Origin of the sequence: Aliiroseovarius sp. F20344, from assembly GCF_023016155.1 — a bacterium.
Classification (GTDB): Bacteria; Pseudomonadota; Alphaproteobacteria; order Rhodobacterales; family Rhodobacteraceae; genus Aliiroseovarius.
The window spans coordinates 38,706-61,190 of record NZ_JALKBG010000002.1 but is presented as its reverse complement, the minus strand read 5'-3'; the positions used below and the strand labels follow the sequence as shown (position 1 = coordinate 61,190).

The 22,485-nt window shown below is 56.5% G+C and carries 21 protein-coding genes and 1 other RNA gene; 7 read left to right on the top strand and 15 right to left on the bottom strand.

All coding sequences use genetic code 11. From position 1 onward, the window contains the following. Positions 1-39: 39 nt before the first annotated feature. Positions 40-1,074, bottom strand: a complete 1,035-nt coding sequence (gene hemE / locus MWU55_RS00415; RefSeq protein ID WP_246933682.1) for a uroporphyrinogen decarboxylase — start codon at positions 1,072-1,074, stop codon at positions 40-42. A 115-nt stretch (positions 1,075-1,189) separates the two neighbouring features. On the opposite strand from hemE, the gene hemC reads away from it, so the two are divergent. Further along, entirely contained in the window at positions 1,190-2,146 is a 957-nt protein-coding gene (hemC, locus tag MWU55_RS00410) for a hydroxymethylbilane synthase (RefSeq protein ID WP_246933679.1), read from the top strand. Between the two features lie 42 nt (positions 2,147-2,188). On the opposite strand, the gene MWU55_RS00405 is transcribed toward hemC, so the two are convergent. From MWU55_RS00405 to hemF, 4 genes are all read right to left on the bottom strand, one after another. Then, positions 2,189-3,364 carry an acetyl-CoA C-acyltransferase family protein gene (locus MWU55_RS00405; protein WP_246933678.1) on the bottom strand — a complete coding sequence of 392 codons (1,176 nt, stop codon included), beginning with the start codon at positions 3,362-3,364 and terminating at the stop codon, positions 2,189-2,191. 78 nt (positions 3,365-3,442) lie between these two features. Then, positions 3,443-3,943, bottom strand: a complete 501-nt coding sequence (locus MWU55_RS00400; RefSeq protein WP_246933677.1) for a MarR family winged helix-turn-helix transcriptional regulator — start codon at positions 3,941-3,943, stop codon at positions 3,443-3,445. A 10-nt stretch (positions 3,944-3,953) separates the two neighbouring features. Next, a complete protein-coding gene (locus tag MWU55_RS00395) occupies positions 3,954-4,460 on the bottom strand; it encodes a hypothetical protein (RefSeq protein WP_246933676.1) in 507 nt (168 codons plus the stop codon). A gap of 3 nt (positions 4,461-4,463) precedes the next feature. Continuing rightward, positions 4,464-5,354 (bottom strand): oxygen-dependent coproporphyrinogen oxidase, encoded by an 891-nt coding sequence (gene hemF, locus MWU55_RS00390; protein ID WP_246933675.1) that lies wholly within the window; start codon positions 5,352-5,354, stop codon positions 4,464-4,466. Between the two features lie 235 nt (positions 5,355-5,589). On the opposite strand from hemF, the gene MWU55_RS00385 reads away from it, so the two are divergent. Further along, positions 5,590-5,865, top strand: coding sequence for a hypothetical protein (locus tag MWU55_RS00385; RefSeq protein ID WP_246933674.1), 276 nt, complete (start codon positions 5,590-5,592; stop codon positions 5,863-5,865). Positions 5,866-5,880: 15 nt separating this feature from the next. Here MWU55_RS00385 and MWU55_RS00380 read toward each other — a convergent pair whose 3' ends face one another. The 3 genes from MWU55_RS00380 to clpS are packed head-to-tail and all read right to left on the bottom strand — an operon-like array spanning position 5,881 to position 8,110. Further along, positions 5,881-6,708, bottom strand: coding sequence for an SDR family oxidoreductase (locus tag MWU55_RS00380; RefSeq protein ID WP_246933673.1), 828 nt, complete (start codon positions 6,706-6,708; stop codon positions 5,881-5,883). A gap of 49 nt (positions 6,709-6,757) precedes the next feature. Then, entirely contained in the window at positions 6,758-7,747 is a 990-nt protein-coding gene (locus MWU55_RS00375; protein WP_246933671.1) for a class I SAM-dependent methyltransferase, read from the bottom strand. A gap of 21 nt (positions 7,748-7,768) precedes the next feature. Then, positions 7,769-8,110, bottom strand: coding sequence for an ATP-dependent Clp protease adapter ClpS (gene clpS / locus MWU55_RS00370; RefSeq protein WP_246927486.1), 342 nt, complete (start codon positions 8,108-8,110; stop codon positions 7,769-7,771). 464 nt (positions 8,111-8,574) lie between these two features. Between clpS and MWU55_RS00365 the strand changes: the two genes are divergently transcribed. Beyond that, positions 8,575-10,035 (top strand): D-alanyl-D-alanine carboxypeptidase family protein, encoded by a 1,461-nt coding sequence (locus tag MWU55_RS00365; RefSeq protein WP_246933730.1) that lies wholly within the window; start codon positions 8,575-8,577, stop codon positions 10,033-10,035. Between the two features lie 9 nt (positions 10,036-10,044). Here MWU55_RS00365 and MWU55_RS00360 read toward each other — a convergent pair whose 3' ends face one another. From MWU55_RS00360 to MWU55_RS00340, 5 genes are all read right to left on the bottom strand, one after another. Further along, positions 10,045-11,652 carry an ABC transporter ATP-binding protein gene (locus tag MWU55_RS00360; protein ID WP_246933669.1) on the bottom strand — a complete coding sequence of 536 codons (1,608 nt, stop codon included), beginning with the start codon at positions 11,650-11,652 and terminating at the stop codon, positions 10,045-10,047. Then, a complete protein-coding gene (locus tag MWU55_RS00355; RefSeq protein WP_246933666.1) occupies positions 11,649-12,755 on the bottom strand; it encodes an ABC transporter permease in 1,107 nt (368 codons plus the stop codon). The genes MWU55_RS00360 and MWU55_RS00355 overlap by 4 nt, the downstream gene beginning before the upstream one ends. A gap of 2 nt (positions 12,756-12,757) precedes the next feature. Then, a complete protein-coding gene (yejB, locus tag MWU55_RS00350) occupies positions 12,758-13,843 on the bottom strand; it encodes a microcin C ABC transporter permease YejB (protein WP_246933664.1) in 1,086 nt (361 codons plus the stop codon). A gap of 45 nt (positions 13,844-13,888) precedes the next feature. After that, positions 13,889-15,787 carry an extracellular solute-binding protein gene (locus MWU55_RS00345; RefSeq protein WP_246933662.1) on the bottom strand — a complete coding sequence of 633 codons (1,899 nt, stop codon included), beginning with the start codon at positions 15,785-15,787 and terminating at the stop codon, positions 13,889-13,891. A gap of 191 nt (positions 15,788-15,978) precedes the next feature. After that, positions 15,979-16,527 (bottom strand): cytochrome c family protein, encoded by a 549-nt coding sequence (locus tag MWU55_RS00340; protein WP_246933660.1) that lies wholly within the window; start codon positions 16,525-16,527, stop codon positions 15,979-15,981. Between the two features lie 119 nt (positions 16,528-16,646). On the opposite strand from MWU55_RS00340, the gene MWU55_RS00335 reads away from it, so the two are divergent. After that, complete coding sequence (locus MWU55_RS00335) at positions 16,647-17,480, top strand: prephenate dehydratase (protein ID WP_246933658.1); 834 nt, start codon at positions 16,647-16,649, stop codon at positions 17,478-17,480. A 21-nt stretch (positions 17,481-17,501) separates the two neighbouring features. On the opposite strand, the gene MWU55_RS00330 is transcribed toward MWU55_RS00335, so the two are convergent. Both MWU55_RS00330 and nudC read right to left on the bottom strand, forming a co-directional pair. After that, positions 17,502-17,963 (bottom strand): SRPBCC family protein, encoded by a 462-nt coding sequence (locus MWU55_RS00330; protein WP_246933656.1) that lies wholly within the window; start codon positions 17,961-17,963, stop codon positions 17,502-17,504. Between the two features lie 38 nt (positions 17,964-18,001). Next, positions 18,002-18,964: an NAD(+) diphosphatase gene (nudC, locus tag MWU55_RS00325; RefSeq protein WP_246933654.1), complete on the bottom strand. Its 963-nt coding sequence runs from the start codon at positions 18,962-18,964 to the stop codon at positions 18,002-18,004. A gap of 179 nt (positions 18,965-19,143) precedes the next feature. On the opposite strand from nudC, the gene MWU55_RS00320 reads away from it, so the two are divergent. From MWU55_RS00320 to rsgA, 3 genes are all read left to right on the top strand, one after another. Next, entirely contained in the window at positions 19,144-21,027 is a 1,884-nt protein-coding gene (locus MWU55_RS00320) for a bifunctional 2',3'-cyclic-nucleotide 2'-phosphodiesterase/3'-nucleotidase (RefSeq protein ID WP_281501769.1), read from the top strand. Positions 21,028-21,064: 37 nt separating this feature from the next. Next, an RNA gene (ffs, locus tag MWU55_RS00315) (signal recognition particle sRNA small type) lies at positions 21,065-21,162 on the top strand. Positions 21,163-21,446: 284 nt separating this feature from the next. Continuing rightward, the gene (rsgA, locus tag MWU55_RS00310) at positions 21,447-22,478 is read left to right on the top strand and encodes a ribosome small subunit-dependent GTPase A (protein ID WP_246933650.1); all 1,032 of its coding nucleotides are present in this window, start codon (positions 21,447-21,449) and stop codon (positions 22,476-22,478) included. Positions 22,479-22,485 lie beyond the last annotated feature (7 nt).

Below are 22,485 nucleotides of genomic sequence, written 5' to 3'. Positions count from 1 at the left end.
CAAGGGTGATTTGGCAAGCGGGCTGGTAGCTCTACCTGTTCAGCCGCCCCGAACCGTATCGATCATCAGCTGCACATTTTCGGGATCCGCGTCCGGGGTGATCCCGTGGCCAAGGTTGAAGATATGTGGGCCGTTCTTGAAGGCCTCGACGATGGCGCGGGTTTCATCGACCAGAGCCTGGCCGCCTGTGACCATGTGGCTGGACTTCAGGTTGCCCTGCACGCAGCCATCGACCTGTACATTCGCCGCAGCCCATTCCGGGCTGACCGAGTTGTCCAGCGCAACGCAATCCACGCCGGTCGCCTTGGCAAATCCGATATAGCCTTCGCCCGCTTCACGCGGGAAGCCGATGACCGGAATGCCGGGGTGACGTTTCTTCAGCTCAGACGTGATCACACGCGCTGGCTCCACCGCATATTTCTGGAAGTCTTCGCCTTTCAGCGACCCAGCCCAGCTATCAAACAGTTTCACCACTTCAGCGCCTGCTTCGATTTGCTTAGAGAGATACTCAATGGTGCCTTCGGTAAGGCGATCCATCACTGCTTCGAACAGCGGACGGTTTTCGGCCTTCAACGCGTGTGCCGGACCCTGATCCTTGGTGCCCTGACCGGCGATCATATAGGTCGCCACGGTCCACGGCATCCCGGCGAAGCCGATCAGAGTGGTCTCTTCCGGCAGTTCGCGGCGTAGGATACGGACGGTTTCATAGATGGGGTTCAGCGTCTCGTGAATGTCTTCTTTGCCCGACAGCTTGTCGAAATCGGCTTGGCTTGTGATCGTCGACAGTCGCGGGCCTTCTCCGGTCACGAACCACAGATCGGCACCAAGCGCCTGCGGCAGAAGCAGGATGTCTGCAAATAGGATTGCGGCGTCAAAGCCATAACGGCGAATGGGCTGCAGCGTGACCTCGGCGGCCAGCTCTGGATTGTAGCAGAGCTTCAGGAAATCCCCGGCTTGTGCACGCGTGGCGCGATACTCGGGCAGATAGCGCCCCGCCTGACGCATCATCCAGATCGGAGGGGTCGGAAGGGTCTCGCCTGCAAGTGCGCGCAGAATGGTCTTTTGCTGGGTCATTAGGTGGCCTTTCCTGTCTGGTCCCAAGCCTCGTCCCAAAGCCGCGGCAAGATGTCAAGCGCCGGGGGTGTCGCAGGCATGGACAGAGGGGGGCTTCGCGCGTAAACCAACCGCCATGACTTACACGCTTCCGACTCCCGACGCCCCGTTGAATATTGGCACACGCGGCAGCCCCTTGGCACTGGCGCAAGCGCATGAAACGCGCCGCCGCTTGATGGCCGCTTTTGACTTGGCCGAAGCCGCATTCGAAATTGTGGTGATCCATACCACGGGCGATGACCGCGCGATGATCGACGCAGACCGGGCTTTGAAGGAAATCGGCAACAAGGGCCTTTTCACCAAGGAAATCGAAGAGGCGATGCTGGATGGGCGCATCGACATTGCAGTGCATTCGATGAAGGATATGCCGGTTGAACAGCCAAAGGGGCTGGTGCTTGACTGCTATTTGCCGCGCGAGGATACGCGCGACGCGTTTGTATCGATCAACTATCGGACCATAGCAGACCTTCCGAAGGGCGCAGTTGTTGGGACGTCTTCACTGCGACGTAAAGCCCAGCTGTTAAACACTCGGCCAGATCTTGAAGTTGTTGAATTCCGTGGAAATGTTCAAACCCGTCTGAAAAAGCTAGAAGATGGCGTTGCCGAGGCGACGTTCCTTGCTATGGCCGGGCTGAACCGTTTGGCGATCCAAGGCGTTCCCAAGACCGCCATTCCGACAGACGTCATGCTGAATGCGGTGGCTCAGGGTGCCATTGGGATTGAGCGACGCGCGGATGATATGCGTGCGAGAGACATGCTGGACGCGATCCATGATGTCGAAACCGGCCAACGGTTGGCAGCAGAGCGATCCTTCCTTGGTGCACTTGATGGATCTTGTGAGACGCCGATTGCAGCACTTGCCACGCTTCAAGGCGATACGCTGACATTGCGCGGGGAAATCCTGCGCACAGATGGGTCTGAAAGTGAAACGGGTGAGATTTCGGGCAAGATCGCTGACGGAGCGAGCTTGGGCCGAGAATTGGCGCAAGAGCTATTGTCACGGGTTGATGACGACTTCTTCGACTGGAAATAAGAAAAGGCCCGGTGTTTCGGCCGGGCCTTTCTTTTTGCTGCTTTACAAACGCTCGATGGCCAGCGCGATGCCTTGCCCGCCTCCGATACACATCGTGATCAAGGCTTTTGAGCCACCGATACGCTCTAACTCATAAAGCGCTTTGATTGTGATGATGGCGCCAGTTGCGCCGACAGGGTGACCCAATGCAATCGCGCCGCCGTTTGGGTTGACCTTGGCCGGGTCCAGCCCCAGCCCTTTGTTCACGGCAATCGCCTGTGCTGCGAAAGCCTCGTTCGATTCAATGACGTCGAAGTCACTGATGTTAAGCCCGGTTTTCGCCAACAGATTTTCGACCGCAGGCACGGGACCGATGCCCATGACCTCGGGCCGCACACCTGCAAGTCCATAACCGATGATCCGCGCTTTGGGTTTCAATCCGGCGGCTTCTGCGGCGTCCGCGCGGGCCAACACCATTGCGGCGGCCCCATCATTGATGCCTGACGCATTGCCAGCTGTGACTGTCCCGTCTTTTTGGAAAGCAGGGCGCAACCCGGCCAATGCCTCAGGCGTGGTCGCTTTAGGATGTTCGTCGCGGGCGAACTCGACCACTTCGCGGCGTTGTTTGACTTCGATCGGTACAATCTGGCTGTCGAAATGCCCGGCCTCGATCGCCTTGGCAGCGCGAGATTGGCTTTCCAAGGCAAAGGCATCCTGATCGGCGCGGCTGACATCATGTTCCGAGGCGACGTTTTCCGCCGTGATCCCCATGTGTCCAGTACCAAATGGGCAGTTCAGTGCGCCCAGCATCATATCCTGCGCGCCCGTGTCGCCCATCTTCTGACCCCAGCGGACCTGAGGCAGGATGTAAGGCGACCGGCTCATGTTTTCGGCGCCACCTGCCACGGCGAAATCGGCATCGCCCAGCATCAGGTTTTGCGTGGCCGAGACCACGGCCTGAAGGCCCGACCCGCAAAGCCGGTTCACATTCATCGCAGGGGTGGTGTTGGGGATGCCTGCCTCGATCATAGCGACGCGGGACAGATACATGTCACGCGGCTCGGTGTTGATCACGTGGCCAAAAACGACCTGTCCGATCTGACCTGGCTCCACACCCGAACGCGCCATCGCTTCGCGTGTGACAGTTGCTCCAAGTGTGCTGGGTGGAGTTGCTGCAAGGCTGCCGCCAAAGCCGCCAATGGCGGTGCGGGCGCCGTCGAGAATGACAATATCGGACATGGAATCTTCCCCTTTTTGATCAGGGGAACTGTGCCTTATGAAACTGTGCCTGTCTTCTGTAACGCTTCGTCAGAAGCATCAGTCATCTGCGGTGATATCGGGTTCCAGACGGTTGATCAGCTGCTTCACGCGCGTGCGAAACTCCGTGTCTTCCCCGTCCAAAAGCGCGCTGATTTGTGCCTCATACTTTTCTGCGATTGGGGCCAATGCCTCGATCATATCGCGCCCCTTGGGCGTCAGGCACAGTTCAATCAATCTGCGATCTTTTGGATTGACCGTTTTGGTAACATACCCGGCTGCTTCTAACCGAGACGCCGCTCGGCTGACCTTTGGCTTGTCCATATCCACACGTGCGTGAATTTCGCGCACGCTGACGCTGTCGGCTTGGCTTAGATGCGCCACCACACGCCATTCAGATACGGAAATGCCATAGGCGTCGCGGTAGTGCTTCGCAAAGCCAGCGCTGATGCGGCTGGACAATACAGCCAGTTGATAGGGTAAAAAATCGTCGAGCTTGAAACTTGTCACGGATGAGCCTTTCGCTTCGTTAGCGACAATTTGCCTCGTGTAGGCCGGCATGGCAAGTCGATCAGATCAGGGGGTCATAGGCCCATTGCAGAAGTGCCTGTCTTTGGCGTGGTCTGCAAAAGATATCGCCCGGATAACAGTTGGCGCGGATTTGCCCGGCGTGGCGTGCAAAAGCCCGCCAACGTTTGATTTGGACTGCATCCGTGTCGGGAAGGCGCCGGCCCATATGGTAACGACAATACCATTGAAACCATCCGCGCGGGTCTGGGCCGATGATCCAGCCTTTCTCGCGCCAAACTGACAATGGCTGGCGGCTTTTGATGCCAAAATAGTTGACCGAGGGGTTGGGCTCATCCGACAGCTTTGCGCTTTCGAACCAACCGGAGGGAAACTCTTCCCGGCAATCGTTCATGTATTTGCCTTCGAATACGCCCATGGCCAGCATCTCGGCCGGGGTGTGGTGCGGGAAGAAGCTGGGGTCAAACGCCTCGCCCTCTGGTGCATCTAGGCGGTACTCATAGCCCAATTGCATGCTGTCATTGACGTGAATAATGTCTCCGACCGCCACCCGTTAGACCCATTTTGCCAAGGGCGGCAGGCTCATCAACACCGCGTTTGCGTCGTGCCCAGTGGCCAGCCCGAACTTGGTGCCGCGGTCATAGACAAGGTTGTATTCGGCATAGAGCCCGCGATGCACGAGCTGCGTGTCCCTGTCGGCCTCGTCCCACGGCGTATCGCGCCGCTTTTCTGTGATCGGAAGGAAGGCGGGCAAGAAGGCGCGGCCAATGTCTTGTGTCAGTGCGAAATCGGCGGCCCAGTCACCTGTGTTGCGGTCATCCATGAAAATACCGCCCACACCACGGGCGCGGCCCCGGTGCGGGACATAGAAATACTCGTCCGCCCAAGCTTTTAGCTCGGGATAAAGTGCCTCACCATGCGGATCCAAATGCTGCTTTTGCACGTCATGGAAGTGTGCGGTGTCTTCGTCATATTCGATGCAAGGGTTCAGATCGGAGCCGCCACCAAACCACCACGCGCCCGGCGTCCAGAACATGCGTGTGTTCATGTGAACGGCGGGGCTGTGCGGGTTTTGCATATGCGCCACCAGCGAAATGCCCGAGGCCCAGAAACGCGGGTCCTCTTCGATCCCCGGCACACCGCGTGCGGCCATGGCTTGCTGTGCGGGCTTACCAAGCGTGCCATAAACGGTCGAGACATTTACGCCGACCTTCTCAAACACCCGGCCACCGCGCATGACGCTCATCAATCCGCCGCCTGCATCGGATCCGTCGTCAGACTGTCGGGTGGTTTCTGTGACCTCAAACCGTCCGGCGGGTTCAGCGGAAAAGGGACCGTCCACCTGGCTGTCTTCCAGGGCCTCGAATGCGGCAACAATCTCGTCTCGCAGGGTGCGGAACCACGCGCTGGCCTGTTCCTTTTGTGCGGTCATTTGGTCGGTCATGAAAGGCTCCGCTTTCTGCATTCAATTCTGTTGGGGAGGAGCTATCAGCATTTCCCCCTGCGGCAAAGGGGGGAGTGCGTTATCAAGAGGCAGGTTCAAAGTATTTGCGGAGTAACAGAGGTGATCCATGCGAGTTTTGCTATCGGTGACAACTGCGGCTTTTTTCCTTGCCGGATGTCAATCAACCTCGACACCGCAGGTTTCTGCAAAGCCAGTCTCTTCTCAGTGCCCCCCTATGATTGCTGATAAAACCAAGGAGCTTGAGAAAGAGATTTCCAGCCTGAAAACCGAGATAGAGCGTGGCTATCAGACCCAGAATCCTCCGGTCAAAGTTTCGAGTGCCTTAAAGGTTTGCAAGGGATTTGCGCCGATGGTCAGAGTTTGCCTGCCCACGCCGGAGATCGAATCTACATTGCCGACTTTCGAAGAATACAAGCAGGCAAAGGCTGATTTGAAAGTGCGTGAAGCTGAGCGTGAAGCACTGCTATCTGAAAATCCAAACTGTAAGTAGGACACGGCGGTGCACTTAATGCGCCGGGTTTCCAACCACATCCAAAAGGCTGCGCCCACCGTCCACATTCAAGATGTGGCCGGTCATGAAGCTTGATCCTTCTGATACAAGGAACTGCACCGCTTCGGTGATTTCGGAAGCGGCGGCAATGCGGCCCAAGGGCGTCCCCTCGATGATGTCTTCGCGGGTTTCAGGTTCCTCGCGGATTGTGTTGCGCAGGCTTGCGCTCATCAAAGATCCAAAGGAAACGGCGTTTACGCGAATGCGATTTGGCGCCAATGCAACCGCCAAGGAGCGGGTCATCTGATCCACAGCCGCCGAAGCAATGGAATAGGCCATCAAACCCGGCTGCGTGCGCGATGATGCAATTGAAGACAGGTTAACGATCGCCCCCAACGGGGTTTCGTGATCATCCTCGTGAAGCTCTTCCCCCTGCAAAATCATACGTTTTGCGACCAGCTGGCTTAAGCGTAGGCTGGTCATCAGGTTTTGGTTCAACAAGGTCGTGATGGATTTGTCGTCAGCGTCCAAGGGATCTGCCAGCGCAACTTGGCGCGAGGCATTGATCAGGATATCGACCCGCTCAAACGCGTCGATTGTGGCGGATAGAAGGTTGGCGATGGTCAGTTTTTCACGCAGATCACCCGCAAAGATGCGCGTGTTTCCAGCGTCTTCGCTGTCCTCATCCGGATTGGGGCCCCATTCATCCAAAAGACCGGCTTCGTCCATATCCGCACAGATCACATTGGCCCCGTGATCGGCAAAGTGGCGTGCAATCGACAGGCCGATGCCGTTGGCAGCCCCGGTGACAATGGCGGTCTTGCCTGCAATGGAAAAGGACATCTGTTTCTCCTGTCTATGAGGCGATTCCCTCGGACGAGCCTAGCGGATCTTAGCGCGACGCGCGATGAAGTTTCAGACCCGCCAAAAGCTTGAAGCCCGGCGTGCCGCCAAGGTCCTCGACCACGCGGAAATGCTTGGCCAACGTGTCTTCATAGGGAAGGTGACGGTTTGCGACCATGACTAAACGGCCCGATGGCTTCAAAATGCGGGCTGCGGATTGAATGAAAGCTTGTCCCAGCTCGGGCCGACCTGCGCGGCTTGTGTGGAACGGAGGGTTAGAGATCACAACGTCATAGGGCTGGTCTGGGGTGAATGCGGTGGCGTCGTCCCAAAAAAACCGTGCGCGCGGGTCATCGACGTTTCGGCGCGCGCAATCCAGCGCGACTTTGTCGGCTTCGATCAGGTCCAGCGCCTCGACACCCTCGCGCGATAGGATGTGGCGCGACAGGTACCCCCAGCCTGCACCCAGATCGGCAACGCGACCGTTGATCGCGTCGGGCATGACAGCGGCCAGAACCTCGGAACCCTTGTCGATCTTTTCGGCCGAGAACACGCCGGGTCGCGTCACAAATCCATCTGGCAAACGAATGTCCGCTGTTTCCCATTCGGCTGCGTCCAGCCCTTGAAACCAAACAAGCTTACCATGAGCTTTTGACAGGTGCCCAAGGTTTCTCGCGCGGTTTTTGAGCGCTTTCAGATGACTGTCCATCCCGTCGGTTTTCTGGCCATCCAAAATTACCAACCCACCTTCGGTTGCTCGATTGGCCGCATGAAGCCATGCTTGCGCCAACGCTTTGGATCGTGGGGCGCAGACAACTGCGGCGGCGAAGCCTTTCTCGGGCAATTCACATTCGACGCTATAGCCGCGGGCCTGCCAAAAGGTGACGTCTGGATAGAATTGGCTGTAGATTGTAACGCGATCCTTCGGAAGGGCCGGGAAATCGTGTTCTGTCGTTGGTCCAACAACAAGAATTGGACCGTCCGAGGGCAGCGTGATCAGCCCATCATCAAGGGCAATGGGCAAACGTGTCTGAAGCATCTTAAAGCCCGCGCGCGGCGGTCATTCCTTTTCCATGGTGCATTGCAGCGGGTGTTGATGTTCCCGTGCAAGCTGCATGACCTGCGTGACCTTTGTCTCGGCGATCTCGTAGGAAAAGACACCGGCAACAGCCAGGCCCTTTTTGTGCACCGTCAACATTAGCTCGAACGCTTGTGAATGGTTCATACCGAAGAACCGCTCCAAAACCATGACAACAAACTCCATCGGGGTGAAGTCATCGTTCAGCAAAAGCACCTTGTACATCGGCGGGCGTTTGGTCTTGGGCTTTGTCGCAACTGCAAGGCCAGCCTCGCCGTCATCATCGGGGTGACCCGAGGACAGGATGAATGGGGATGTTGTCATATAGACATCGCTCCTTGGGTTGCAGTCAAAGGCATCCGGGTCACACAATATATGTTCTGCCTGCGCCCTGAAAAGGGGAAGGGGCAAGGTATTCGGCTTGGCTCATACAAAATAGGGGCGCAAGCCTCAACAATTGGTTTCTGTGCATCTGCGGGATGTGGCAAATCAAGCGCGGATTTTTGCCCGAACCATTGTCTGATCAAAGTTGAAATGTGGGCAGATGTTGTGGGCAGGTTGAAAGCGCGCCCCTACATTTGGCGTTTTAAAGCTGGACGTGACCTGCAAGCCACGCTGTAGAGCTTTGAAAATAAGCGGTTTCCCAAACGTTTCCTGCGTGCTAGCCTGAAAAAAACAAATCAGCTGGACAAAAAGATCTGGCGATTGAGGCAGAAAAGGTAACCGTCGTGATGACGCGTTTAAAGCAGTTGGCCCGTTTCGGGCTATTTCTTGCAGTTATTGGCTGTATGGTTTTCTCCATGTCCGCGCGCGCGCAAGCTGCGCCCTATGCGGCGATGGTCATTGATGCGCGTACTGGTAAAGTGCTGCACGCGCGCAATGCCGATACCCGGTTGCATCCGGCCTCTCTGACCAAAATGATGACGCTGTATGTCGCGTTTGAAGCCATTAAGCATGGCGAAATCTCCGCCGATACGGTTGTGACCATCACATCCAAGGCTGCGGCAGAGCCCCCGTCGAAGCTGGGCCTGCGCAAGGGACAGAAAATTAAACTGCGCTATCTGATCCGCGCTGCCGCTGTGAAATCCGCAAATGACGCCGCCACGGCAATCGGAATTGCGATCTCGGGGTCCGAGGCTGCATTTGCGCGCCGCATGAACCGCACCGCCAAAGCGCTGGGCATGACGCGGACGCATTTCAAAAACGCCCATGGCCTTACTGAAAGCGGACACTTGTCGACCGCACGTGATATGACCACGCTTGGTCGCCACCTGTTTTATGATCATCCCGGTTACTACAACCTGTTTTCGCGCCGTTCGACCCATGCGGGGATGAAATCCGTGAACAACACCAACCGCCGTTTCCTGAACAGCTACAAGGGTGCGGATGGCATCAAGACCGGGTTTACCAATGCTGCGGGGTTCAACCTTGTTGCGTCGGCCGAACGCGGGCAAGAGCGGATCATCACAACCGTATTTGGTGGACGATCCACCGCATCTCGTAACGCAAAAGTGGCAGAGCTGATGGACCTTGGGTTCCGCCGCGCACCCAGCCGGGCTGCCGTACGTAAGCCTGCTCCGCCTTTGTATGCTGGGAATGTGGGTGGTGCCAGCCCAGCTGCGCCGACCGAACGGGTTGAGCCAGGGGCAGCAGGAAAGACCATCCGTCTGATCACCGCCGTCAAACGCAGCCCGCGCCCAGCGCCCCGACCTGTCGCAGCTGAAGAGCCAGTCGTTGATACGCAGTTGGCCAGTTTGACCGACAGCATCAAAGATGCCGTCGCTGCGGCTGCAGATGTAACGCCTGCGGTCCCTGAGGCCGAGGCTGTTGCCTTAGTTCCCACAATTGAAACCACGCCCGTGCAACCCTTCGGGAATGAGCCTGCGATTGCACAAGCGGCTATGGCCTCTCCGCCGCCGCGTCCTGCTGCGATTATCCTAACGTCGCTGGAACCAGCCACGAAGCCAGCGGATGCGACGCCTGAGATTGTGACCCGTATGTCCACGTCTGGCGGCCGGCACTATGCGATCAATGTAGGTGTTCTGGGGTCACGCTATCAGGCGGAACGCCGGTTGCTGAAAACCGCCCTGCGCGAGATTGACACGTTGGACGAAGCCCTGCGCAAAGTCGTGAAGCGTTCGGACGGGTGGCATGCGAACTTTGTCAGCATGACGCAAGAACAGGCCGATCTGGCGTGTCGTCGCCTGAACGCGCGCAATACGCGTTGCAAGGTGATGGGACCGTCCTGATCTAATCGCTTACTGAGATACCGCGTCGCTGGCTTTCATGTCGAAGGCAGCGGCCATCAGCGCGCGCGTATACTCGGTTTCTGGTGCGTCAAACACTTGATCCGCGTCTCCGCTTTCCACGATGTCACCGGCACGCATGACCAGCACTTTGTGGCTTAATGCGCGCACGACACGTAGGTCGTGGCTGATAAACAGATAAGCCAGCCCATGTTTCTTTTGCAGACTGCGCAACAGCTCGACGATCTGAACTTGTACAGTCATATCAAGCGCCGAGGTTGGTTCGTCCAACACCACCAGTTTCGGGCGCAGGATCATGGCGCGTGCAATGGCGATGCGCTGGCGCTGCCCGCCTGAGAACTCGTGCGGGTAGCGATGCATGGTGGAGGGGTCCAGTCCGACCTCTTCCATAATCTCGGCCACCATTTCACGTCGGTTTCTGCCGGGCTCAAGGCCATGCACCGACAGGCCTTCTGCAATGATTTCTTCGGCGGTCATGCGCGGGGAAAGCGATCCGTAGGGGTCTTGGAACACGATCTGCATGTCGCGCCGCAGCGGCTGTAACTGGCGGGACTTCAGCCCTTGAATGCCATCGCCCATAAAGACAATCGGTCCATCCGAGCTGATCAGCCGCATCACGGCCAGCGCCAGCGTTGTCTTGCCAGATCCGCTTTCGCCCACAATGCCTATGGTTTCACCAGCCCGCACATTGAACGACGCGGCGTTCACCGCCTTGATGTGGCCCACGGTGCGACGCATCAGACCACGCTGAATGGGGAACCAGATGCGCAGGTCTTTAGCCGATGCGATCTCGGGCGCATCAGCGGGCACGGGATCGGGGCGACCATGTGCCTCAGCACCCAAAAGCATCTTGGTGTATTCGTGCTGCGGGTTCTCGAACACCTCGGCGGTCGGGCCTGTCTCGACAATCTCGCCGTCTTTCATGACGCAGACGCGGTCTGCGATCTTGCGCACGATACCGAGGTCGTGGGTGATGAACAGCAGGCTCATCCCCTCGCTTTCCTTAAGGTCCGCCAGCAGGTCGAGGATTTGCGCCTGAATGGTCACGTCCAGCGCTGTGGTGGGTTCGTCGGCGATTAGCAATTCGGGACCATTGGCCAGTGCCATTGCGATCATCACACGCTGTCGCTGTCCGCCAGAAAGCTGGTGAGGATAGTTCGGCAGCCGGGTTTCCGCATCGCGAATGCCGACCTTGTCCAGAAGCTCCAGAATGCGCGTGCGCACGGCGTCGCCTTTCAGCCCCTGATGCAATTGGATCGATTCCGCCATCTGCTTTTCGATCGTATGCAGCGGGTTCAGGGAGGTCATCGGCTCTTGAAAGATAAAGCTGATGTCATTGCCGCGCACGTCGCGCAGATCGGACTTTGACGCGCCGATCATCTCGCGCCCTTCATAGGTGATGGAGCCTGTGATCTCGGCGCTGTCAGGCAGAAGCGACACGGTGGACAGGGCGGAAACGGATTTACCCGACCCGCTTTCGCCCACCAAGGCGACGGTTTCACCTTTCTCGACATTGAAACTGATCCCGCGCACGGCGGGGTGGCTTTGCCCGTCCTGTCGGAACGAGACGCTCAGGTTGTTGACGGTCAGAAGGCTCATTGGAAGGTCTTTCTTGGGTCAAACGCGTCCCGCACGCCTTCGAATATGAAGACGAGCAGTGACAGAAGGATCGAGAAGGTCATGAAGGCGGTAAAGGCCAGCCAAGGTGCTTGCAGGTTTTGCTTGGCTTGGCGTGTCAGCTCGCCCAGTGATGGAGCCGATGACGGTAGGCCAAAGCCAAGGAAGTCCAGCGTTGCAAGGGTCGAGATCGTGCCTGTGATGATGAAGGGCAGCATGGTGAGCGTGGCAACCATGGCATTGGGCAGCACATGGCGGAACATGATCACGCGGTTCGATACGCCAAGCGCGCGGGCGGCGCGGACATACTCGAAATTGCGGGCGCGCAAGAATTCGGCGCGGACGACACCGACCAGCGCGGGCCAGCCGAACAGGACTGTCACAAAGACCAACAGCCAGAAACTTCGCCCGAGGATCGCGAAAAGAATGATGATCACGTAGAGCGATGGGGTTGAGGCCCAGATCTCGAGGATCCGTTGGAAGATCAGGTCAATCCAGCCGCCGAAATAACCCTGAATAGCGCCAGCAGTGATCCCGATGATCGAGGTCAGAACGGTTACAATAATGGTGAAGAAGACCGAAAGCCGGAAGCCGTAGATTACACGGGCCAATACGTCGCGTGCGGTATCGTCGGTGCCCAGAACGTGTTTGGCGTCCGGGGCGCTTGGGGCGGCCCCGTCAATGTCATTGATCGTGGTGTAGCTGTAAGGGATCGGCGGCCAAAGCAGCCAACCTTTTTTGATTGGCTCTCCCTCGACGGTGCCGGTTTTAGCCTCTGCAATCACGTTCTCGGGTGCGTCCCAACAGCCCTCGGACCCTTGTGCGATAATCAGGCACTGCACCTCGATATCGCCATAGACGGCCTCGGTCTTGAAGTCGCCGCCGAACTCGGTTTCAGGGTAGAACTTGAAGACTGGCATGTAATAGCCGCCATCGTATTTCACCATGATTGGCTTGTCGTTTGACAGCAGTTCGGCACACAGGGACAGGCCGAAGAGGATTGAAAAGAGGATCAGCGACCAGAAAGCACGGCCGTTCCGGCGAAAGTTGCGCCAGCGGCGTTGATTCAGAGGGGATAGCGCCATGATCAGACCTCCCGCCCTTCAAAGTCGATGCGTGGATCGACGAAGACATACATGAGGTCCGACAGGATGCCGACCAGAAGGCCCAACAGGCCGAAGACGAAGAGGGTTCCGAAGATCACCGGATAGTCACGGGCCAGCGCGGCTTCGTACCCAAGTCGCCCAAGCCCATCGAGCGAGAAGAGCGTTTCGATGATCACCGATCCGCCAAAGAAGACCCCAAGGAAAACGGATGGGAAGCCTGCAATCACGATCAACATGGCGTTGCGGAAGACGTGACCGTAAAGCACTTTGTTTTCGGCCAGACCCTTGGCTCGGGCAGTGACCACGTATTGCTTTTTAATTTCGTCTAGAAAGCTGTTCTTGGTCAGCAGGGTGAGGGTTGCGAAGCTGGCGATGGTTGATGCCAGAACGGGCAAAGTGATGTGCCAGAAGTAATCAACGACTTTGCCCCACAACGAAAGCTCGGACCAATTGTCTGACGTTAGGCCGCGCAGCGGGAACCATTGTAAATACGATCCGCCCGCAAACAGCACCAGCAAAAGGATCGCGAACAGAAATCCTGGAATGGCATAAGCCACGATGATAATGCCCGATGTCCAGGTGTCGAACCTTGACCCATCCCGCACGGCCTTCTGAATGCCCAAGGGGATCGAGATCATATAGGCGATGACAGTCGACCACAGGCCCAGCGTGATCGACACAGGCATCTTTTCGGCGACCAATTCGAAGACGCCGATGGAGCGGAAATAGCTTTCCCCGAAATCCAGCCGCATATAGTTCCAGATCATTGTGAAGAAACGCTCAAGCGGTGGCTTGTCGAAGCCGAATTCTTTCTCTAGCTCGGCAATGAACTCCTCGGGCAAACCGCGCGCACCCAAGTAACGCTCGTCCCCACCGCCCGCAGCTTCACCACCGGGATCGCCGCCGCCTGAAATGCTTTCGAACACATCCCCGCCGCCTTCCATCTGGGCGATGATCTGTTCAATCGGGCCTCCGGGCACGAATTGCGTCAGCGTGAAATTGATCACCATGATCCCGAAAAGGGTCGGGATGATCAAAAGCAATCTACGCAGGATATATGCGCCCATTTGGGGTTCCTTGTATTGTTCGGCTGTTGCCGGTCTGTGCCGGGTTTACTTCAGCACACCTGCCTCTTTCAACGCTGCTTCTTTTTCTGCATCGATCCACCAGAAACTCAGTTGGCCCAGCGACAGTGGGGGAAGATTCTCGGGGTGGCCGAAAATGTCATAAAACGCCACGGTATGCTTGTTCTTGTACCATTGCGGGATGGTGAAGCCGATGTGGCGTAAGACACGATCCAGTGCATTGGTCGAGGTTCGAAGTTCATCCAGCGTCTCCGATTGCGCGACAATGGGCAGCAGAGCATCCACCGCAGGATCCCGCAGACGCATCAGATTGCGCGAGCTGTCATCAGCAGTTTTTGAATGGAACCACTGCTCAAGATTGGTGCCAGGTTCGAACCCCATTCCGATCGAGTGGGTCACAAGATCGAAATCGCCCGAACGCGTGCGCTCGATATATTGCGGAATATCCACACGATCGAGCTCTGCATCCACGCCCAGCTGTTTCAAGTTTTCAACCAGTGGATTGATAACACGATCGAAGGAAGGGCTGTAGGCAAGGAAAACTGCGCTCAGGCGTTGGCCGTCTTTTTCAAGGAAGCCGCTGCTTCCAATTTCCCATCCAGCTTCTTCCAGAAGCTTGTTGGCCTGACGATAGAATTTACGCGACGGTTGGTTTTCTTTGGCGTCGTGCACGGGGGGCATGACGGCCGCGTCACTCAATATGCTCTCTGGCAACAGGCCTTGCTCGACCAGTGGCGACAAAATGGTAACTTCACCCTCGCTTGGTGTCCCCGACGCACCAAGATCGATGCCGGGCCAGAAACTATCCACACGGCTATATAGACCGCGGAACAGGGCATCGTTTGACCATTCGAAATTGAACATCAGGCGTAGCGCTTCCCGCACCTTTGGATCCTGCCATTCGGGTTTGTCGAGGTTGAAGATGAAGCTTTGTGCTGTTCCGACCGTTCCGTCAGGGAATTCCGCTTTTATCGCGTGGCCGTCGCGCAGGTTTGGAAAGTCGTAATCCTCGGCCCAGATTTGGGACGAGTTTTCGGTGCGGAAGGTGTAGGTGCCCGCCTTGAAACCCTCCATAGCGGCCGTTCCATCTGCGAAATAGATCGCCGAGATCTTGTCGAAGTTGTTCTGTCCGACCGAGAGAGGATGCTCTGCGCCCCAGTAGTTGGGATCACGTACATAGCTGACATTGCGGCCATATTCGAAATCGCCAAGTTTGTAGGGGCCGGTTGCCATGAACAGGCCATCGGACCTTTCATCAATGCGCGTGCCAGTTTCTTCAAACCATGCTCTGGACAGGGCCAGACTGTTGCCTGCAAAACCAATCCGGTCCCTCATTGGGGCGTCATCAGCAAATGTGTATTTCACTTGAAGGGGGCCGATTACCTCGACGCCTGCAACGACAGTGCCGATTATGTTGCGGTATTCGGCGATGCCCTGTTCCACAAAAAGGTTGTGGCTGAAAGCAATGTCTTCAGCGGTCAGCGAAGAGCCATCCCAGAAACGCACATCGTCACGCAAATTGAAGATCACCCAAGACAGGTCGTCAGGGTACTCCATAGTGGTGCAGAGGAAGCAATAAGAGCCATACGGGTCGTCCGCTGTGCTTACGAGGATACGTTCATATCCCATGGTCGACATAGTGACCGTGGTGCCTTTGCGAGTGAAAAGATTAAAGCTGTCAAAGGTCCCCTGCGCCCAAGTGGAGAACTCTCCGCCCTTGGGGGCATCCGGATTTACATAGTCCAGATGCTTGAAGTCGGGCCCATATTTCAGTTCTCCAAAGTTGGAATAGCCGTGGCTGACTGTGGTTTCGCCTTTCGCCGCCAAGGGAGTCAGCGCCAGCACAAGTCCTGTCGCCAGTCCAAGTCCAAGCGTCAAAGCGCGATGGTCGGGCCGGGCGAGGGCTTTCGTCTGTGCGTTTCTCATGGCGTCACCTCCGTTAACCGTGCGAAATTTGCTGTACTGAGTAAAAAGCGCTGCCCGATAACATTCAAGGCGCGAATTGGTGAACGGGGTGTTAAACGCCCGTTCTCTGCCAGATTTTGCCAATTCCTTGGGCTGAATAGAAAAGGCCGCCCGGTGTGGGGCGGCCTTTCTAAGAACTGCAATCGGGGTGGTTAGCCGCCGATGGTTGCAAGATACGCAACCAAGTTGGCGCGATCCTTGTCTTTCTTCAAACCCGAGAAGGTCATCTTGTTGCCCGGAGCAAAGGCTTTCGGGTTGGCCAGCCACGCATCCAGAGCTTCGACAGTCCAGGCATCGGCGCTCATGCCAGCCAGAACGTCCGAATACCCGAAGCCGTCAACGCCAGCGATCGGGCGATCAACCAGACCGTACAGGTGCGGGCCGGTACCGTTGGCGCCATCTTCCAACTTGTGGCAGGCTTTACACTTGCCCCAGACCTTTTCGCCTTTGGCGGGGTCGGCTGCTGCAACCAGATCTGCAAAGGGAACGGCTTCTTCCGCTTCTTCCGCTCCTTGATCATCGCTTTCAGTTGCGATGACGTAACCGGTAGCGGCTGCGTGTGCATCGTCGCCATGGCCGGCACCATGTCCTCCGCCGCTGGTGTCAAACAGGGCGCTACCCGCCCAGTTGCCCAGCAAAAACACCAAGAGCGTGCCAATCACTGCACCGCTCGCTTTAGTAACTGTCATTGTGTCGAACATGTCGCGTTCCGTCTCATCCAAAGTCAGAAGCCTTCTAGCCGCTTCCCTTGTATGTTTTCAAGCGATATGACGCGCGACTAATCGTCCTTTAACGCTAACCCGCAGGGAGGGTCCGCAAAATGACCAGCCGAATCGCCTTTCAAGGAGAGCCCGGCGCCTATTCGCACGAGGCATGCCAGGCAGCCAGACCGCACATGGAGGCCATGCCCTGCGAATCCTTTGACGAGGTCATCGCGGCGGTGCGTTCGGGCAAGGCCGAACAGGCCATGTTGCCCATTGAAAACACGACCTATGGCCGTGTTGCGGACATTCACCGCCTATTGCCTGAAAGCGGATTGCACATACTGGACGAAGCGTTTGTGCGGGTGCGGATCAGTTTGATGGGCCTGCCCGGAGTTGCCATTGAAGATATCAACTTGGTGCGCGCGCACCCGGTCCTGTTGCCTCAATCGGCAAACTTTCTGAAACTTCACGGAATTCGTGGTGTCGGTGCAGCTGATAGTGCCGGAGCCGCTGCGAATCTGGCGAAATCCAAAGTGTCAGGCGAAGGTGTTTTGGCTTCCGCGCTTGCAGCCGAGATCTATGGGTTGAATTTGTTGGCGGAAGATGTCGAAGATCACGGCCACAATACAACGCGCTTTGTCATCATGGGACGTGAACCCAATCTTGAGCGGCGTGGCGAACACGGGATGATCACCACCTTTGTATTTGAAGTCCGCAACATTCCGGCAGCGCTTTACAAAGCGATGGGTGGATTTGCGACCAATGGCGTGAACATGACCAAGCTGGAAAGCTACATGGTGGATGGGTCGTTTAACGCCACACGTTTCTACGCTGATATTGAGGGTCATCCCGATGACCGAAGCGTTCAGCTTGCATTGGAAGAGCTGGCTTATTTCACGTCGACATTGGAAATTTTGGGTGTCTATCCACGTGATCCAGCCCGCGACTGACCTGTGAAAATGTGAAGCGGCTTATGTGCGGTAGCGCGATTCAATTGTTGCTGCGAACTCGGCAATGCGTTTGCGAAATCTGCGCAACATCGTGCCGCGGGCAAGCTTCAATGACTGGATGAGCAATCGCGCCGGGATCGTTTTCGGGCGCATGTCGACGATCATCGTCATGCGCGTCCGGTTTCGCGACAGTGGCAATAGCTCGGCATCAAGCTCGACATTCAGGCCGGAAACCTTTGACCAGACTCGCAGATGATTGGGGCGATCAAAATCTTCCACGATGATATCGGCCATGCGTTCGCGATTGCGGTGAATGAACTTGGCCTGCCACCCCATTCCTTTCGCGGGTTGGGGCAGAGTGTCCGTACGATGTACTTCGGCACCGCGACGCAAAGCAGCCAGCTCGAAGCTTTCGAAATCGGTCAGGGCTTCAAACACCTGATCAATGGTCGCTTCTATATCTTCATGGGTTTTGATCTTCATAGATCGCTCCTGCCGTTCGCCTCGTTCGCAAAATGAAGCTAGTCCAGTCGATCTGCAAGCCAGTTTTCCAGCAGAAATTGGGCAATTGCGCCTTTTCTGGCTGGTTTGATGTCCGGATTGCGACCCGCAAAAATATCCAGCATGTCCTCACGCGTGATCCAGCGCGCGTCAGCAAGTTCGTTTGGATCGAGCGTGATTTCGGTAGACCTGGCCTGCCCCCAGGTGCCCACCATTAAGGAAGAAGGATAAGGCCACGGTTGAGAGGCCAGATATCCTACGGGCCCGACTTGCACACCGGATTCTTCAAAGACTTCGCGACGGGTGGCGGCTTCGATGGTTTCGCCGGGTTCCAGGAATCCTGCCAGCAAGGAATACATATCTTCCGGCCAGCCAACGCCGCGCCCAACCAGTACCGAGTTTCCGTGTGTGATCAGCATGATGACAACAGGGTCTGTGCGCGGGAAATGCGACCTACCACAAGCCCCGCAATCACGTTGCCATCCGCCCATTGTCGCGGCCGTGAGCTCTCCGCAATTGGCACAAAACCTGTGAATGCGATGCCACTCAAGAATGGACCGAGCCGTTGCGGCGATTTCCGCATCATCCGGACCTAACCCAGCCATGATCGCGCGCAGTTCGCCAAATCCCATTTCTGATGGGAGTTCTGGGTGATTCTGAACGCTGCGATCTACAAACTGCGTTGCATCAGGCAAGTCGTCGATCGGATCCCACTTCGAAACATCCAAGGCGAATATGGGTTCGCCATCTAGCTTGCCCAGATAGGTTAATGGGGCGGATCGAAAATCATCAGGCAGCTCGTCCTGTTTTAAGAAAGCCAGAACCCATCCATGCGCATCCTGCTGCACCAAGGGTTTGCCACGCCAAACTGGCAAAAGCTTTGAATCCTTTGCCAGTTTACGCAGCTGTGCTTGATCCGAACGGATTTCCGCATCCCTGTTTAATCGGCCCGCAGCAAACGTGACCTGTTCGGCTATTTTCATTGGATGGGATCCTGTTTTGACGTTCTGCCGGCACGCTATCAGAGAAAGCGGCACTGTCCAGTTTGGATACGGATTCGCCATTAAATTGACATTTTACAACGTCAGGAAGAATTGAACGGTCAATCACCACCCAAAGGGGCTGTTGGGGGTGTGGATTGGTATAAGGGGAAAGTAATTTAATGAGGCACTTTGTTCAGGAGCCCGTGGGGGGTCAAACGTCTCGGGTGAACTTGCGCATCTTGGCAACGACCGATTTGCATATGAATATCCTGCCATATGACTACCACGCCGACCGTGAAGCGGGCGGTTGGGGTCTGGCGCGAACCGAGAAGTTGATCGAGGCTGCCCGCGCTGAGGCGCAGAATGTGATCCTGTTGGACAACGGGGATTCGCTTTACGGATCGGCTCTGGGCGAGGGCATCGCGCCTTGCGTGGAAAACGATATCAGCGTTCACCCGATGATCCACGCGATGAATCACCTCAGATATGACGCGGTGAATTTGGGGAATCATGACTTTGATCAGGGGCGTGACGCTGTTTTTGATGCGGTCAAGAATGCGCGTTTTCCCGTTCTTACCGCAAATGCCAAGATCCACGAGAACCCATACGAGACCACGATAAAGCCTTACACCTTGTTGCGGCGTCAGGTCGTTGATGAACTTGGCTTCATGCATGATCTCTGCATCGGGGTGATCGGCTTTCTACCACCAAATTCTTTGCAGCAAGCGAAGATACAAACCGATGACATTGTTGAGGCAGCGCTGCGCCACATTCCCGAAATGAAAATGCTTGGGGCAGATGTGATCGTCGTTTTGGCGCATAGCGGATTGGGTGCCGATGCGCATGTTCCGGATATGGAGAACGTACTGCGCCCCTTATCACGGGTACCCGGAATCGACGCCATTATCGGTGGCCACACGCATCAGGTGTTCCCTGTCGAGGACAACGACAAAATACATCCTGAAACGGACGACAACAACACGGGTCTGTTGAATGGGGTGCCAACCGTGATGCCAGGTTTCTGGGGGTCGCATTTGGGCATCGTGGATCTTGGGGTCGAATTCGGCGACGGGCGCTGGAAGGTGTGCTATAAAGCGGCCAGCCTGAAAGCGGTGAAAGAACACTCCACCCATACTGAATCGACTTCGGCAACGCAGTCGGGAAGTTTGGAATCGCTCTTTTCTGAGTTGCACGAAACAACACGTGAAGCGATGCGCGCGAGTGTGGGCGAGATCGCAAAGCCATTGGATAACTATTTCACACTGGTCGGTGCAGATAGCGCAACCCGTTTGGTGCAAATGGCCATGATGGATCACGCACGAAACTGTCAAAGGGCGTTAGGGCTAGAGGGTTTACCCGTTCTTGCGGCAGGGGCAGCGTTCAAATCAGGGGGGTTTGGCGGTCCAGACTACTATACCTCTTTACCAGCAGGACGGCTGACGCAGCGATCCTTGTCCGACTTGTATATGTTTCCAAACAGCTTTGAGCTGGTGAAAGTCTCTGGCGCTTTCCTGCGAAACTGGTTGGAGCGCTCCTGCAGTATTTTTAATCAAGTTTTTCCCAGTCAGCGCGCCGTGCAGCTGAAGGACGATGGTGTGCCGGGCTACATTCATGAAAGCGTTCTGGGTCTGACCTACGAAGTAGATCTGGTCCAACCTGCACGGTTCACGCCAGCAGGTGTGGATACGGGACGTGAGAATAGCCGCGTTCGGTCTCTGTGTTGTAATGGGCGTGAGGTGCAAGATGTTCAGGAATTTTTGCTGGCAACCACCGACTATCGCGTACTTGGGGGCGGAAACTATCCCACTCCATTCGCGGAAGATATACTGCCCGTTGCTGCGGTCGAGATTCGGGACCTTCTGTCGAACTACGTTGCACGTCAGAACCTGATCGAGCTTGATTGCGCTCCGACTTGGCGGTTTTCGCCTGTGAAAGATGCGTCAATATGGTTCCGCTCATCGCCTGACGGGGCGAATGCGGCCCCGGGCTATCCTTGGCTGAGACTGACGGAACTGGAAGCCAAAGATGCACGTGGTTTCACGCGTTACGAGCTTGAGTTGTAAGGCTTGCATCCACGCGCGCAGGCTCATATATGAGGGGCGAGAGGTTGGCGCGGGCAGGCGCCTCGCCAATCTGGTCAGGTCCGGAAGGAAGCAGCCACAACGAGTCCCGTTTGGGTCGTGTTCAGCCTCTCACCTAGTTTTAAATCCACCGGATTTAAAACGCCCGACTGGGGAAACGCGGTTTCCCCGAGAGGGATGAAAACTCCGACACATGAAACCCTGTTTCACATCGTCGGACCCAAGCCCGCGCGGCCCTTTCAACACTTGGCCACGCATTTGAACGGAGGGATTTTATGAGTGTCGTCACCGCCTTTCAGGCAGGTCGTCGTCCGTCGGATTGATCCGGCCCTGCCTGACCCCATGCACCCAACGCCGCGTCTGCGCGATGGGTGAGATTTTATGCTAAATCAGGCAGACCAATGACAAAGACTCTCATAGACCTTGGATGGTCGACATCCTTCGAACAAGCGCGTGCCGAACATCCCGAAACCCTGACCCCTTACCGACTGACCGAAATTCATCGCGCACAGATGACCGCGCTTGGTGAAAAAGGCGCGGTTACCCTTACCACGCCCAAGTATTCGGCAGGGGAATTGGCCGTTGGGGATTGGGTGCTCGCAGATCCGGAAATGCGCATTCAACATATTCTTGACCGTCAGTCGATTTTGCAGCGGCGCGGTGCAGGAACTGATGCGCATGTACAGTTGATTGCAGCGAACGTGGACACTCTTTTCATTGTCACATCGTGCAATGATGACTTCAATATCGCCCGAATAGAGCGGTTCTTGGCCCTAGCGCACGAGGCTGGTTGCTATCCAGTTCTGGTGCTGACTAAGGCCGACCTGTGCGATGATCCGCGCGAATACGAGCGTGAAGCACAGGCGCTGGACCCGATGCTGACTATCTTGACGGTAAACGCACGCGATCCGGAAAGCGCTGCTGTTGTAGCTGCGTGGTGCAAGGCACCGCAAACGGCCGCCTTTATCGGATCATCCGGCGTCGGAAAAACCACGCTGACCAACGCGCTGACCGGTGGTGACGCGGCAACAGGTGCGATCCGTGATGATGATGCAAAGGGACGTCACGTGACCACCGCACGGTCTATGCGACCAATGCTTGCAGGCGGTTGGATCATCGACATGCCTGGCATGCGCGCGCTGCGATTGTTGGATACCCGCGAAGGGATCGACAACGTGTTTGACGATCTGGCCGAGCTGGAAGCGCAATGCCGCTTTTCGGATTGTAAGCACGAGACTGAACCGGGCTGCGCCGTTCAAGCTGCCATTGCGGCGGGGGATCTGGATCTGGAACGGTTGGATCGCTGGATGAAACTGCGGCGCGGCGAGGCGAAGAACTCGGAAACCGTGGCGCAGTCTCGTTCGCGGGAAAAGAAGTTTTCGAAGATGGTCAACACGCATGTCCGCGGGGCGGGAAAACGTAAAGGGCGGTAAGCTGACC